The following is a 16,212-nucleotide window of genomic DNA, read 5'->3' on the forward strand; positions in this document are numbered from 1 at the left end:
TATAGATCTACCCGCATCAGCAGCCAGCTGTAGCAGCTTGTCTGCGGAACCAAGATACTTCTGGTTCACGATTTTAGGCTTACCATCCACGCGCTTGGATTCGCCATAGTAGTAGTAATTCTGCCCCTTGATTTTCTTTTTGATTATGGTTCCCATACAGCCTCCACAAGTTAGGATATACTCTATAGCTGTATTATACCATATATTGGTATATTTGTGGGCATTTATTACATATTTAGTTAGGCTATACACTCAAGGTGCCCTGAAGCCAGGAAATATCTACATTTTACAGATGCAGGGCAGATAACTTGTAAACTTGCGCTAGTAAACCTTTATAAGCAATATTATAAACAGATCAATTAAATTTGCTTTATCACGTCAATAATTATCTGCTTTATATATACTTCCATCATTCCTATCAACAGAATAAACATTAAAGCCATTATCCATAGTTGTTTCTCCTACCCAAACAGCTAACGGCTCCCCTTCCAATGTCATAACCCGTTCAGTGTCCATTCTGTCTCTTGAAAAGACTATTATTCTGTCTTCATCCACAACATAAAAAACTTCATCGTTATATCCAATTATTCCACTCTGGTGTTCATTTCTTTCCTTCCCAATCTTTAAATCAAAATCAAGAACATCCAAGCAGTATGTAGACCAATAATTATCATGTATAGCCAACAAATTTTCCTGTTTATATAAATCCTCAGAATAATAGAATTTTCCATCAAGCCCCTTTATAACATCAGTCTGCAAAAAGGCTTCGATTTCTTGCAACCTTTCAAAATTTCTATTCTGTTCCTTAGAAAATATATCATTCATTTGCTGTATATTCAGAACAAGTAATGTCATTAGGGCTATAACAACTACATAATATTTTCTATGAGCAGTTCTGCATAATATCATAATTAAATATGACATTACAAACGATGCAGCAAAATATTCTAAAAAAGTAATAGGCAAACATAGGAATCCATGGTCGAGGCTTACATTATCTTGGTACATTTTTGAAACTGAATTCGGAGTACTCGGAAGAATCATATAGCTAATACCACATAGAATAGCATATAGCTTGAATCCCTTTCCACTTGATTTATTTTCACTCGATTCCTTACTGTACTCTTTGCTAAGCAGCTTATAACAGACATAAGCAAACAAAATTGCAAACAGAGCTATCCTAAGATAATCCAAGCCTTCCAAATTATATAATACCGCTTTATAAGACTGATATCTTGAAAAAGCAACAAAAAAACCAGGAATACACACAACAAACAGTGTGCTGATTATTGTAAGCGGCCCCATTATATTATCAAAACCTAACTGATTGCCATCATAACCTGACTGTGCGATTTTTCCACTAACTACATAACAAACCAAATAAAGAATTGAAGTAATTACCGGGATAGCAAAAAAGTTTATTTTTGCATCTAATTTCCTATATTTAATCAATCCAAACACAATCATTAGATATAATGGTGTAAATGTTATAAATGCTTCGTAACTCATCATTGAAACGAAAAAAAGAAGCATTGATACAAAAGCATATTTCCCTTTATTCACACTGATATATTTAGCATAAAAATATACAGAGCAAAATAATAATCCTGCCGAAAATCCTATAAAGCCGACAAAAGCTCCGGGACACATATGTTCAAATACAATAGGCATACATGATAATGCGCTGACACCACAAAAAACTGCAAATCTAATATCTCTAAAGATACTGTTTATCATCATAGTATATGCAACTACCACAAAAACAAGAATTATTACAGATCCAAGACGAAACAATGTACCCTTATCCGGCCAAATAAAACTCAAATATTTTGTAAAAGAGTTAATTGGCGCCGCCAAAAGTCTTCCCTGTGCTTTCCACCCATCAAATTCCGTCGTATAGAACTTTCTGAATCCTTGCATAGCAAGACATCTCGCCTGCAATTCATCGTTTATAATAATACCCGTCCTCATTTGAGGAATCGAAAACAATATTATTATAGCCAGTAAGCAAAAAAATAACACATTATGCTTTCTCAGAAACATATCCATATTGCGAAATAAATCCGTTCTCTTTTCCGCTATTTGAGAATTCATTTTTTTTATTGTCGGTAATTCTGAAACCCTTCCAGATATAGCTACATTCTTCTCTGTATCCTGTCCCACTAAAAACCTAATGTATCTGATTCTTTTTAGCACCTCCCAAATAACAACTGCGCCAGTCACAGAAAAAATGGTAAGCAACAACCAATACTTGCCTGAAAACTCTGCAGGCAAAACCAGTCCCCTAATTTGTTTCTTTTTAGCCGAACCAAACAAATAGAGCGCCACCATAAAAAGCTTAAAAAAGCCAAAGAAAAATATCATTATTCCATAGGAATCTTTTCCTATAAACCTTAAAACATTCTTTAGTTTTTTTGAAACCTTACATATAAAAGCAGCGGTATAAAAAATAATTATAATAGACGAAATTATTACTATTGGTTCAGCAAATTGATGGAGACTATTCTCTGATGCAATGCCTATAGTAATTTCATGCAGTTTAGCCAAAAGTGCAATTACAGCACATACAAAAAACAAAAACGCTTTTCCTAAAAATGAGAATTCTAACAGTTTTGTATGCACCTGCCATTTTTTTACAATTATTCCCAATACAAAATAAAACTGAGATATAAGCAAAATATTAATATTAAAAAGAAGATTTTCCAGATGAATATCATCATCCACAGACAAAAAACCTAGTACAAAAAGCAGAAACGATAATGTAATCATTTTCACATCTACTTTTTTATTATTTATGCTAACGAGTAAAGCTATCGTTATCTCAATCGCAAAAAGTGTAACAATAAACCAAAGCGTTCCTAAATACTGTATATATAATCGATTATGTAAAAAAGCTTCCTTAATTGTCGCCCAAAATCCTATATACTCATCTCCAAATAATGCTTTGTATACTCCGACTCTATTTATAATATAGTTAAACGAATCACCACACAGAATAAAAAAAGCAAACGGAAGTAATAAAGTAAGAATACTTTTCATTACTATTGAAACAGTATTCTTTTTTTCAACATTAAACAAAAATCCGGAAATAAAAAAAAAGGCTGCCATATAAAACTGATATATCCAGCCATTAAATTTACCTGTAGCAAATCCTATCACCACAAGCAAAATCATTATTCCCTTGAAAACATCTACCCATTCAATTCGATTGTGGTCTTTTTCAATATTACATAAACTAATCGGATTACTCACATTATCCTCCACAAACAACTGTTTTATTAGCCCCATAAATATAATATGTCTTCTCAATTCTCAGAAATTATTTATTTGCTTTATAACATAATCCTGTTCTTCACTTGTCATTCCATTATACAGAGGAATAGACAATACTGTTTTTGCATACTTTTCAGTAATGGGCAAATCCCCCTCCTTCATTCCAAGATACTTATAAGCTTCTGATAAATGCGGTGGAATAGGATAATGAATTATGGTACCGATTCCCTTATCATCAAGGCATTTCATTAGTTCATCCCTGTAATCCGACTTAATTACAAACTGATGCCAAATATGAGTAGCACCTTCCCTTATCTTAGGTAGCTCTATTTTGTCATTGTGAAGCTCATCCAGATAACGCTCACAAATATGTTTCTTTTCCTCTGCAAGTTCATCAAGATGGCCAAGTCTTACTCTAAGGAATCCAGCCTGAATCTCATCAAGTCTGGAGTTGGCACCTACCACTTTGTTATAATATCTCTTTTCTGAGCCATAGTTTCTGAAAACCCTGACATCCTCAGCAATCTTATCATCATTGGTTGTAATAGCACCTGCATCACCAAATGCGCCAAGATTCTTTGAAGGATAGAATGAAAAGCATCCAATATCTCCGAATGTACCTATCTGCTGACCATTAAACTCAGCACCATGTGCCTGGGCACAATCTTCTACCAGACGAAGATTATGCTTTTTACAAAGGTCTACTATGGGCGCCATATTTGAAGCCTGACCATACAAATGAACAACCAAAACCGCCTTGGTTTTGTCTGTAATCTTCTCTTCAATCTTAGATGCATCTATATTGAAGTATTCATCCGGCTCCACAAAAACCGGAGTTGCACCATTCATGGTTATTCCCATAACTGAAGCTATATAGGTATTACCCTGAACAATAACCTCATCACCCTTGCCAATTCCGAGAATTCTAAATGCAATCCAAAGAGCATCCAAACCACTGGCAAGGCCTACGCAATGCTTAGCCCCAACATAAGAAGCAAACTCATTTTCAAATGACTTAACTTCATTTCCAAGAACATACCAACCTGAGCGAAGTACTTCCACAGCCTTATCCTCAAATTCCTTCTGATACATGAAAAAGCCTCTATCCAGGCGATTAGGCATAATCTTTTCCATTACTGATTCTCCTTTAACCATTCATCATAACCAATGCCTTCCCATGGAAGTCCTCTGTCAAATGTATATCTCCATGGATACACCTGCTCTCCGGTAATAGCATCTTTTATTCTATCTGTTGCGCCACGCTCCTTTGCAGGATTACCTACTGCAATAGTATCAGCTGCAATATCCTGTGTTACTATGGCACCTGCACCGACAAGCGCTCCATTTCCGATAGTCCTACCCGGAAGAACAACGGTACCGGTTGCTACTATAGCAAACTCCTCAATAGTAACTCCCATCAATGAATTAGATGGTGGATTAGGATCATTTGTAAGAACTACATAAGGGAATATCATAGCATACTTCTTAACTACACTCTTCATACCTATATGTACGTTACTGTGCATGCTTACATAGTCCTGAATCTCGCAATATCCCTGAATATCTGAAAGCGTGCCGATTCTCACATGCTCACCTATTTTTGCATGTTCTCTTATAGTAACTCTATGTCCTGTCTGAAGATAATCTCCAAATTCATTATCACCATAAATAATAGTCTCACTTCTGATAAGAGAATTCTTACCAATCTTAAGGGGATGAACCTTTTCCTTCTTATCATCATAAAAGTCCACAAGGTATTCCCCCAAAATACATCTGGCACCAACAATTGTATTCGCACCAATAGTTACATTACTATGAATAATAGTACCAAAATCTATAAAAACACCATCCTCAATAACTATATTATCCTCAAGAATAGCGCTATCTCTTATTGTAACGTTACTCCCTATCTTAACGTTTTTACCCATAATAACGTTTTCAGCGATCATTTATTACTTATCCTCCGATTTATTCTCATCCTCTATAATATATGGCGGTCTGTTCCTGGATGCATCAAAGGTTCTCCACAAATATTCGCCAAGAATTCCAAGAGTCATCATTATAACCCCAAAACTAAATAAATTAAATATAAACAATGTAGTCCATCCGGAAACATCAATTGAACCGGTCAATTTTGCAACAAGCACAACCACCGCCCAAATTATCGCACCAAAAATAGAAAAAACTCCTACATTTGATACAACCGTAATCGGAAGTGATGAAAAGCTAAATAACGTATCCATGACCAGCTTTATCTTCTTCTTAAGAGTCCACTTACTTGTACCAATCTCCCTTGCAAGTCGTCTGTAATAAACCTTGCTTGTTCTAAAACCACTCCAAAGAATCTGCCCTGTCAGTGCGCTATTTTTCTCGTCAAGATTCTCCAAGACATTTATTACTTTTCTATCAAGCAAATATACATCAAACCCCTGATCAGGCATCTGCGGAAGTGCAGTTTTTTGAACAAGTTTATAATAAAAGTTAGCAAAAAAAGTCTGGCTCTTTGATTCATCTCTGCCATCTCTGACAGCCAGAACGACATTATTACCCTTTTTCCATTCATTAACCATCTCCAGGATAAGAGATGTAGGCTCCTGTAAATCTGCTGCCTTTATTACTGCACAATCCCCTGTACATTTAGAAAGCCCACATAGTACTGCCGCATGTGAGCCAAAATTACGAGAAAGACTTATTATCTTGATATTAGAATCCTTGCTAGCTAGCTCTTTCATAACTTCATAACTCTTATCCTTAGATCCATCATTAACCATCACTATTTCATATGAGTAATCAATTTTGTCAATAAACTCTGTCTTTAAATTCTCATATAAAGGGCGAAGATTATCCTCATTATAGTAAATTGGTATAACCAGTGACACTTTCATTTCTATCTACTCCACAAGCAAAAACACTTTATTCCTGCATATTAATAAGCTTTACAAACTCATCATAATCTCTAATATATTCGCTATTATCATAATGTGTACTGGCAAGGCACAAAAGAACAGAATCCTCACTAAAATCATACATATCCTTCCATACCATTCTGGGAAGATAAATACCGGTATGAGGTCTATTAAGCGAATATATAGCTTCATTCCCCTTGCCATCTTTTACTCTAACCTTACTGGTTCCAGCCACATTGATAAGGACAAATTCACTGTTTCTATTGGCATGTTGGCCTCTCACAACATCATGATCTGAACCATATATATAAAATATCCTCTTTATTTCAAAAGGAATATCTTCCATTCCTTCCACAATAACAAGGTGACCACGTTCATCACCTCTTTGTGAAAACTCCAACATCTGAGCCAATTGTATTACGTTCATTATATTCCTCCGATCTTGAACTAAATGCTCATTGCAAACATCAGATGAAATAATAGCTAAAATCCTCATGCCCTAAAAAGCCCTGAGGATTTTTGCTCAACATCCTGATATTTTATTATGCAAATTACAATTCTTTATAATGTCATCTAACCACAACCGCACCAAGGATCTTAACCCCAAACTTATTACAAAGCTCTATCTCCTTCGCAATATCCTCATAAGCAGAGAATCCTATACGCTCAACAAGAACCGCTGCATCAGATTCAGCAAGGTCCTTCATGGATACAGCATCATTAACAGCTGATGTACCAGCCTTAACGCTCTTAAGACTGTCAACAGACAGGATACCATCTCTGATATCATTCCTGCTCTTCACTGATATCTCGTCATCAGAAGCTCCCATCAGGTATATGCTTCCTGCTGAAAGCTTGGATGCCCCAATTGCTGCACCCTGACAGATAACATCCATATCCTTATCATCATTTGAAAGCTCGCCAAGAACAGATAATCTAAATACACTTCTAAGGTCATCTATTGTACGAAGCTTGGATGATAATACATACAAAAGAGCAATGAAGAATGCCGGAACAAACAAGCCTGCCAAAATCCCCAATAACAAATACTTCTTATTTAAGGATCTGGTGATAACGGTCTCGTGTACATCACTATCAGCATCTGCTGCATCTTCATTATCTGTATCATCAACATCTGCATTCTGGTTAATCAAAGCAGTATAATATGCTTTCTCCTCTGCTGTCATATTAGCGGAAAGACCTACTACAGTATTCTTGTAAGTAAGAAGCTTCTGTGAATAATCATATCTGCTGCTTTTAACATAATCATCTATGCCTTCAGAATTGTAGGAATCGATATATGTTATATCATAATCGTAAATATTCTTGATTTTTTCTGTAATGTTGTCAAAATTTGCGGTAACAATATCCATCAATTTGGATGCTGTATCCTCATCCTCAGCGTAAACTGTGATGCAAAGAACGCTATCTCCCGTTTTCTCGACTCTTACTATATCTCTAACGTAATTAATATCTACTGAAGCAGCCTCAGCGACCTTCTTATATACATCATCATTCAAAAGCTCTTGTCTGTATGCAGCAATAATATTGTTGGAATCACCGACTATAATCTTATTGTTTTTTCCTGCTATCAACAATGCGCTCTCACTTGAATCCAATATGAAATCTTCACCAGTATTTTCTAAAGATGAGCTTATCACATAGGCATAATTGCGAATAGAGTACATCTTTGTAACGCTTGCCACCTCAGTATCACCAAGAAGGGGAGAATTGTCTCCTTTTTCTATCAAATTCATATACTCACGATATTCATTCTCATACTGCTTAGCTGCTGCTTCAACAAAACCGGCACTGGCATCGGTCAAAGCATCCTTAAGCTGTTTGATATCTGATTTTGGAGTAACTACAGTCTCATCTGAATCCGTATAAACCTCAACACCAGACTTATAATAGCCTACTACTCCACCAAGTATTCCAAATATTATCATGCATATAATTAAAATATGCCACTTACTTAATATTTTCTTAGCTAAATCTATTAAGTCTATCTCGAGATTATCTCTATATTCCATACTATCATCCTTCCAAAACATCTTATTTATTAGCTATCAAATATATATCTTCCAATGTACAAATATAACATAATGACTTTCGTTTGCCAAATATGCATAGCATACATGCTATTGTTATATTACAAAACAGAATCTATGGCTTGTATGTCCCAACTATATCCGCAACAACTTCCTTAATATCTTTACTATCTTTTTTAGACATTTCACCAAGATATTTCAATTTCTTCTCAAATGATTCGTCATCCATTTCTATAGGATGTCCGATATAAATCATGTTGTTAGCTGTTTTCTCTTTACCTTCTTCATCCATAAGCAGCTCTTCGTAAAGCTTCTCACCGGGGCGCAAGCCCGTATATACAATCTCAATATCCTCATCCGGTTTTAAGCCCGACAGCTTTATAAGGCTCCTAGCCATATCATCAATCCTTATTTTGTATCCTAAACTCCCGTGAATTTATACCAAGGATTCGGTATAAATTCACGGGAGCTTAGGTATAACCACAGCAACAGGAAGCATGTAAACTAAATTATCCTTGTACAGCTGCGGAATATCACCATATCTGAAATCAAAACGCACAAGCAAAGAAAGCAGATGCGCCGCAACAACGCTAAACGCATCTGCAAGAAGAATCGCAAGTATTCTTAAATAGTACTTTGTTCCTGAATTGTTATTCTTCCCCAACATAATGATTCTCATTCATCGTTTGTCGACATTACGAATACTCTACAAAAATACCATCCCTATCCAAAAACTTATTATCTCCGAACTCCTTAGATAGATACTCGTATTTCTGTTCAGATACAAGCCTCTCCGTAATAGCATAATAGAAATATTTATTGTCACCCTTCAGAGCATCAAATGCAAATACCTCATTAATCTCCTGATCCATCCCTATAAAAACATTTTCCAGTACAATGCCTTTATATGATTTACCACCAAATTGTAAAACCTTAGACTCATAAGCATTACTGTTAAAAGCATCTACATACTTCTTATAATACTGATAAGTGAGGTCATATAAGATGAATATGCACCGTTGGAAATAGCACTTACGATAGAACATTTAATAAAACACCCTCAACTACTAAATCAATCACGGACAGCTTATAGTTCAGGGCATTTTTTGTATTATAGCAAACATAACCATATCAAGTTCATGTATCATTTGCTCTATACTCCGCTTTTATTTTTTTATCTATTTTTGTTTTTAATTGCTTAATTTTTTCATAATTCTTATCAAGGCAAACAAAAAAACTGCTCCAATAATAATCTATTATTCCTACATTCCCATCACTATCATAATGAAAGCTCATGCAATTCATATAATCTATTAGCAAATTTTGCAATTCTATACTAAAATATAGGGCTCCTTGAACGATTGACGCTGATAAGGCATTCCTTGATTCACAATAATCTCTATTTATAATTTCAAAAATATCTCTGTATAAAGTATTTCCATAACAATCTATCTCTTCCTGAAGCATTTGCCAGTGAACGTTACCAAAGCTGTTAGACGAGGAATGAATTTTGGGATACTTATACTTAAAATTCCCTTTCCAACACTCGTAAGCATATTCCATGGACGCCTGATATTTTTGCAAATTTATGTAAAGATTTTGCCAATATTCTGCATTATTAGCATTATTCAAAACTTTGCATTGAGGATAAGCAGATGCATTTCTTGGCATAGCTTCCACTTTATTGTAAAAACTATCCCGTATAGTTTTCAGCTCATTGACAGAAAACCTATTTCCTTTAGGATGTTTAGGGTTATAACTGCCAACCATACTGTGACAATCAAAGCAAAGGGGTATTGCATTATCAAAAGTGTCCGTTCCGTGTTGGGATTTGGGAATAATATGATGAACTTCGATGTTGATTCCTTTATATTCTTCACACAAACAGCAATATCGTTTACAAGCTAATAAAGCTTCTTCTTTTACAGTAGTCCAAGACATTTTTATAACCTACCTTTTAGTTATTTAAAATTCTATATGTACGAAGTTTAATATGCAACCGTTGTTTCTTGCAAGTCGAATTCATAGATTCAATTATTTTCTATGATTCTGTAGAAATTTGCCGAATTAGGTTTATACTTACTCTTAACCTGATTTGGCTTTATCCTTTCGCTTATTGTTACATCCCAGTATTCATCATATAAATCAAGAAGTCCTTTGTATCCATTTTGGATATGCTTGCGGTCATAGTTTGATACTTCATTGCCTAAGACCTCTTTGTAGATGGCTCTGATATTGACTATACGGCCAAGAAGTGCCTCTCTTATCTTAGGATTGTACGCTCTTGGAAAGACCTCCCTAGCTGCTGAAGGAATTCTGTTGTATTCAGAAGGTAAAGTGAACATTTTTAGCTTTATATAAGAAACATTTCTTGATTTCACATTTACTATCGCTCCAGGGACATCATCAGAAACAGCATTTGTAGTAACGTTTTCGTTTCTAACAAGTTCTCTTTGTCTGATAAGATCCTGATCTTCTAAATATCTTTTTAATTCCTCAATATTGTCAGAAATAATGCGTTCATCAGCGCTTAGTACCTGATAGCTATTGAGTTTCCGTATTTCATCAACATCATTAATTTGGCATGGTACGTTCTTATATAACTTGCCATCATAAATGACAACAAGGAACGTGGCAGATATCGGGTACATCATAATGGACCCAATGTTGGAAATTCCGCCGCCTCCATTATTTGCAAATGCGTTTGTAACAATCACGGGAACATCTGACGTAATAAAAGGCTCTTCTGTTGTATTTACAATTATTTGAATCGCCAAATCTTCTATATCTTTTGTCAATGGGGCAGCCATCTCAACTTGACAGTCAGGAGTCATTTCTTTATCAACTCTATTTCTTATGACATCCTGAATGACAATTTCTGGATAATCCGGAAATTGTTCTTTTATTAATGAATAATACAGTTCTCTGGACATCTTCTTTATATGAACATTCGTACCAAGAGTTCTCATATACTGATAAGTAGCAAATTCCTTTAATAGTTTTATCTGACTTAATGATAATGGACGTCTAGAATTATTTATTATTTCCTAAAAACATGCTGACCAGACACTCTCTTTATCAGAAAGCATGTGTTCTATATGATTATCCTCATCATAGAAATAATCCGCAGCACAGATAGATTCTACTGAAATATTTTGTGCCATAATGTTCTTATCAAACTGGTAGAAACTTATAAGCGCAATTTTCTTATCCCTTTTCTTTTGAATAACAGTACCAAAATTGGTTAAGTACATGCGAGGTACGTAATGCTGCCACACGGTTATTTTTTTCTACTGCAAGCATATTTGTCTGATTCGCTATCCCCTCTTATGGCTAATTTTTGCTGAATGTTTTTATAGTAGCCCATAAAAATCTCCTTTCACAATTTTTACAATATATTTTGCTTTCATATATATACGTATTTTTAGCAAAATTTTGCAGTTGGGTTAGGCGAACTATTTGAAGCTTATTCGGAAACTCAGCAAACACAGCAGAAAACCAAGTCTTCGCAACAGTAAAAAGAAACGAGGCAGTCATATCAAATAGGCTGTCCCCGTTCGCATCTTTATTCAAATTTTAGCATTCACAGTATATTCTTTTTTTCCAATATCAAATCCTGTCAGATAGATAGCCATCGGACACAGAACTTCTTTGTTACATTGCTCCCATGGCTTAACTGTACAAATAGTGTCTTCCACCACTTCTATACGACTATACTTACAGTATTTTAAAAGTGGGCACCCTCTAGATGGCGTCATGAAAAACTGTAATATCGCAAGTGGAACCGGCATCATGGAAAGATTATCTATCGATCCATACAATTCATGCTTTATATCATCAAGGAACATAGGTAAGGGAAACATATCTACCCAGCTGATGATTTTTTCCACAGGCATCTTTTCCTTGAATAACGCAGATATAAAAAAGGTATAATGCTGTCGCATAGAATAACCTGCCTTAAAATACGCCTTTACATATTCATTCGGCACAAGCATATAAGGAAAACCTCTGGGATACATGATATTCACGTTATCATCAATCTCATCAAGTAGTGCTTTATGATTTTCAAGAAACGCCTTTGCCGTGGCGTCAAAGTATTCATAAAAATCATCAAGGCTTTTAAGATGAATCTCTTTTTTTGCCAAATATCTGACAAGCATAAAGAATTCAAAACCACTATGATAATGCATCAATGACAACTCACAAAGGGCAACTATTATTTCCGGCGTAGTCAATAGTTCTGGATAGAGATACTCGCATACCATTTCACACGCATTATACGGTAATTCTTTTTTTCGCTCCTTTGCGCCAAACAGATTCCTTTCAATCAAATACGCCATGCTCTCCATTACATAGTGAGAGCCAAATACTGTTGGTATATCTACATCATTGTAATATATGCAAATCTGATATATACTTTCTCCCGGATATGTCGATGAATCTGATTTCAATATTTCCGTCATCAATTCTTCTTTTTCGAGTATCACTTTATTTATGTGATGTAACCTTTTTTCAAGCCTATTTCCCTCACAGAATGACAATAGCTCGGTTTGCGCATAAGCATTTTCTACTCCGCAGCTTTCAAGGTCAACAGGTAGATTTACAGTTGGATTAATTTGGAATAGACTAAAATGTAGCTGTAATAACTTGGATTTATGATTATAGTTCATCCCTCCGGCTACAGTAGAGATATCCTGCAAAAAATGGATATACTCATGTACAAATGTTGCCATTTCTTCTTCGGTGAAATCACTATATTTCATCCCATCAAAGAATTCTTTTGAAATGCCAATAAGAAAAGTCCCAGGGTAATACCTTCCTTCAATTATTTTCCCTATATCAAATAACTTATTATCCATTTGTCTATCACCGTCAATTTTTTATTGTTGATATTTTTAATCCATTTTCTGTGATGTCAAAAGAAGCACTTCATGAAACAGTTCTCTTTCCTCTTTATGAAAGTACATGATAGAAATCCTTATTTAAGACAAGATCTAATCATTCATCGGATGATTTGCAATAATACCCCATTGCAGAAACATCCCATACAAATAACTCGCTCCAAAGCACTCCAGTTTCTTTGGTCCTTTAACATATCCAGCTATTTCCTGCGCCTTCATGGCATTGATAAAAGCAAGCTCTATAGTAGATCTGGTAATAGTCTTAGAATGCTCTTTCCGGTCAATAATTATTTCGTCTGTCGTATCACCAGTACGTGAAGAAACCTTAAGTAAATACCTAAACTTAACAGCACCTTTACCACCTCTGCCGCTTGTCATGAACGGATATCCCTGATAAAGAACTACACAATCCCAAAGAGCATCAAAACACGATGAAAAATCATCACTGGAGCAGTTTTCAATCAGATCCCTCAAATTAGCAATTGCAGTCTTACGTTTCCTATTCCTTTCAACGCGCACTCCTAGAGAAGTCTTCGGATCAATATTGTAAATGCCTTTCTCATAAGGTAATGAAGCCTTCACCGCTGCAGGCATTAATCCGGTAAGCTTACAGATATCTTCAATACTTTTATCCGCATTCCTTAGTCGTATGACTTTTCTTATAATTGTAGTACTGAATAATCCACGTGTAATTAGGATTTTTCGGATTCTAACAGTAGAGGTATCGAATTTATTTGCAAGTTCTGATAACGAGGGATGTGATGTATTCTTTATCCGATCATCATATGGTTTTCCATATTCAGATGCTACAGCATCCATAAATTCTTCTGAAGGAATACCATTCTCTTTCTTCATGTAGGCCTCCATTAAGTTACAAGCTAAACATAAAGTACTTATGGGTTCCCCGTGTTTAAATCACACATGGACTGTTCTGGCATGGTATGATAAATAAACGATTTTAGAACGATTCCGCAATCATTAATCATTTTCAGGATTCTTTTTGCATATTCCGTGAGCGTATCCGGATTACCTGATATTGAGCTTCTTCATTTAGACTTATGCTGAAAGCACCTGAACAAACTATTTCTTTTCCTAGTATTTTCACCCTGTTTAATTAACTCCAAAATTGTGTCAATTATAATACCACGAAGCTGTTGCTTTACTTTTTCTCGATAATCTTTTTTGTGGCCTAGATTATTTGTATCATAAAGTGAATATGGTGTTACGCGCTGATGATTAAGATCAAACGGAAGTTGATCTATTTTTCCAAAATCTGTGTTTAGAAAACACAGTACCTTTTCCCATCCCAAGCATTTAACAGCATATCCTAGTTCGATAAGTACATTTGGATTTGGAGTGTAACGAAATTGCGTCTTTTTACTATCCTTTGGTCTTCCAGCTGCTGTACCACCATCAAGAACTATAGCGTCATCCTCCGTATAATCTTCCTGTGAGATTCCATGGCTATTTACGATACTCACATCTGCAATAAAAAGGTCACACTCATCTATCTTCTCAAATATCGTTTGCATGATATTCGGAGATCCTGTTTTCCCTTGTGTGTCACGATCAGCAAGAATTTCGATTCCTTTCACATCGTCATTGCATTTTTCAATCGATTCCTTTATGCATTCGTCAATAAACTGTTTTGTTTTATTACCTGGCAAATCTGACTGCCATGAAAAAAACACCTTAAACTGTTTCATTATAGTTTGCCTCCTCTAATCGGTTATCACCAGCATCCGCTCAGGCTGAATTAGCCTCTTCCTTCATATATCAGCACGTTCTCTTACTAATAGGAGTTTAAACATATCCTCATACCTACAACCCATAAATCATCCTCAAAGTCTCAACAGTCTTCTTCAAAGAATTCTCCTCATGATATGCTTCATAATCAGCATTATCAGCGACTCTCTTCATCTCCTTAAACACACGCCTCTGCTCATTTCTCATATCATGAGCTATAGCATATTCAAGCTTTGCCGTAAGCAGCATAAAGTATGACTCCTGAAACTCTATTTCATCCGGATATTGGCTACTCCATGCTTTCGCATCATTAATCACATAATCCGGTACTTTGCGAAAGCTTGACGTCTCATAGTATTCTTCTCTGCACACAGATATGTATGCTGATCTGACTTTCATATTATCAGGATAATCCTTCAAATATCCCTTAAGTTTTTCAAGCTGTTCATGCAAATGCTCCTTCTGCAGCATAAGAGTACCTGTGTATACATTTGCTATGGTCAATGCTAAAACCTCGACTACAGCTATATGTTTATGCTGGGCATGCAGCTTTTCAAGATAGTTCTCATGCTTCTTGAGACCTTCTATGTCATTCTTTCGATTAAGAGCGAGCATCCAATCTTTCGCTGCATCCATAGCCAAACTAATAAGCTCATCAGAATAATCGTACTGCTCAAGGATTTCATGTATCTTACTCCACTCCGAGCTAAACTCCGCTCCTTTAGCAGACTTTCCGTCAATGATTACCCTATAATTCTCACAGAGAACATACCCGAACTTACTGTTCTTTGGAAGCAGATCCGCTATAGCACCTATCTTACCAACATAATCAATAAATTTATCTTCAGCCCCGGTATTGTGAAGTACTACACAGTATTGCTTAAGCACATCTGCCATTTCATCCCTAATATCCAAATATTCAGAGAAATGCTTGATGTAATCAATGAATTTGCATCCACTATCAAAGAGCCTTTCAATATCGTCCCTCTCGCCTATGATATGAGCAATACGATTCCAAAGCTCAATCTCATACTTAGGAAATATCGGATTTATATGCAAAAGAGCATCTTCTACTGATCTAAAATCCTTTATTTTGTCAATCCTGACAAGCAGGCTGATGTAATACTCAAAGTAGTTTAGCGCTTCATCAGGAGGAGTGATAGCTATTTTCTGGAATAATTCACAACTATCATTGTCTTCAAGAACAAGGTTTAAGAAGTGAGATAAACCAAGAACTGAATTTGATCTTGCAAGTTTTGTAAACTTAACAACATCATGGGGCTTTACGACATGCCTGACTACAAACTCCCGTATTATATCCGGCAGAGTCGCCTC

General features: G+C 35.6%; 13 protein-coding genes and 2 pseudogenes. All 15 read right to left on the reverse strand.

What is annotated here, in order from left to right:
- Positions 1-378: 378 nt before the first annotated feature.
- Complete coding sequence (locus tag G602_RS0115830) at positions 379-3,252, reverse strand: acyltransferase family protein (RefSeq protein ID WP_196808704.1); 2,874 nt, start codon at positions 3,250-3,252, stop codon at positions 379-381.
- A 60-nt stretch (positions 3,253-3,312) separates the two neighbouring features.
- Positions 3,313-4,407 (reverse strand): DegT/DnrJ/EryC1/StrS family aminotransferase, encoded by a 1,095-nt coding sequence (locus tag G602_RS0115835; protein WP_026659860.1) that lies wholly within the window; start codon positions 4,405-4,407, stop codon positions 3,313-3,315.
- Positions 4,407-5,222: an acyltransferase gene (locus G602_RS0115840; protein ID WP_026659861.1), complete on the reverse strand. Its 816-nt coding sequence runs from the start codon at positions 5,220-5,222 to the stop codon at positions 4,407-4,409. The genes G602_RS0115835 and G602_RS0115840 overlap by 1 nt, the downstream gene beginning before the upstream one ends.
- 3 nt (positions 5,223-5,225) lie before the next feature.
- The gene (locus G602_RS0115845; protein WP_026659863.1) at positions 5,226-6,158 is read right to left on the reverse strand and encodes a glycosyltransferase family 2 protein; all 933 of its coding nucleotides are present in this window, start codon (positions 6,156-6,158) and stop codon (positions 5,226-5,228) included.
- A gap of 28 nt (positions 6,159-6,186) precedes the next feature.
- On the reverse strand, positions 6,187-6,606 hold the full coding sequence (locus tag G602_RS0115850) for a sugar 3,4-ketoisomerase (protein WP_026659864.1): 420 nt from the start codon (positions 6,604-6,606) through the stop codon (positions 6,187-6,189).
- Positions 6,607-6,748: 142 nt separating this feature from the next.
- Positions 6,749-8,212, reverse strand: a complete 1,464-nt coding sequence (locus G602_RS0115855; RefSeq protein WP_026659865.1) for a hypothetical protein — start codon at positions 8,210-8,212, stop codon at positions 6,749-6,751.
- 133 nt (positions 8,213-8,345) lie between these two features.
- A pseudogene (locus tag G602_RS31770) lies at positions 8,346-8,654 on the reverse strand (polysaccharide biosynthesis protein); the annotation flags it as partial.
- A 36-nt stretch (positions 8,655-8,690) separates the two neighbouring features.
- Complete coding sequence (locus tag G602_RS0115865) at positions 8,691-8,897, reverse strand: hypothetical protein (protein WP_026659867.1); 207 nt, start codon at positions 8,895-8,897, stop codon at positions 8,691-8,693.
- A gap of 28 nt (positions 8,898-8,925) precedes the next feature.
- Positions 8,926-9,276, reverse strand: a complete 351-nt coding sequence (locus G602_RS0115870; RefSeq protein ID WP_026659868.1) for a hypothetical protein — start codon at positions 9,274-9,276, stop codon at positions 8,926-8,928.
- Positions 9,277-9,367: 91 nt separating this feature from the next.
- On the reverse strand, positions 9,368-10,171 hold the full coding sequence (locus G602_RS29165) for an HNH endonuclease (RefSeq protein ID WP_026659870.1): 804 nt from the start codon (positions 10,169-10,171) through the stop codon (positions 9,368-9,370).
- An 89-nt stretch (positions 10,172-10,260) separates the two neighbouring features.
- Positions 10,261-11,508 (reverse strand): annotated as a pseudogene (locus tag G602_RS0115880) (DUF4238 domain-containing protein).
- A gap of 291 nt (positions 11,509-11,799) precedes the next feature.
- On the reverse strand, positions 11,800-13,089 hold the full coding sequence (locus G602_RS0115895) for a hypothetical protein (protein ID WP_026659874.1): 1,290 nt from the start codon (positions 13,087-13,089) through the stop codon (positions 11,800-11,802).
- Positions 13,090-13,224: 135 nt separating this feature from the next.
- Entirely contained in the window at positions 13,225-13,986 is a 762-nt protein-coding gene (locus G602_RS27020) for a hypothetical protein (protein ID WP_044932425.1), read from the reverse strand.
- 191 nt (positions 13,987-14,177) lie between these two features.
- On the reverse strand, positions 14,178-14,837 hold the full coding sequence (locus tag G602_RS27025; RefSeq protein WP_049945275.1) for a hypothetical protein: 660 nt from the start codon (positions 14,835-14,837) through the stop codon (positions 14,178-14,180).
- Between the two features lie 115 nt (positions 14,838-14,952).
- On the reverse strand, positions 14,953-16,212 hold a 1,260-nt coding region (locus G602_RS31065; protein ID WP_026659875.1), incomplete at its 5' end, for a hypothetical protein.

The organism is Butyrivibrio sp. AC2005 (assembly GCF_000424145.1).
Taxonomy (GTDB): domain Bacteria; phylum Bacillota; class Clostridia; order Lachnospirales; family Lachnospiraceae; genus Butyrivibrio.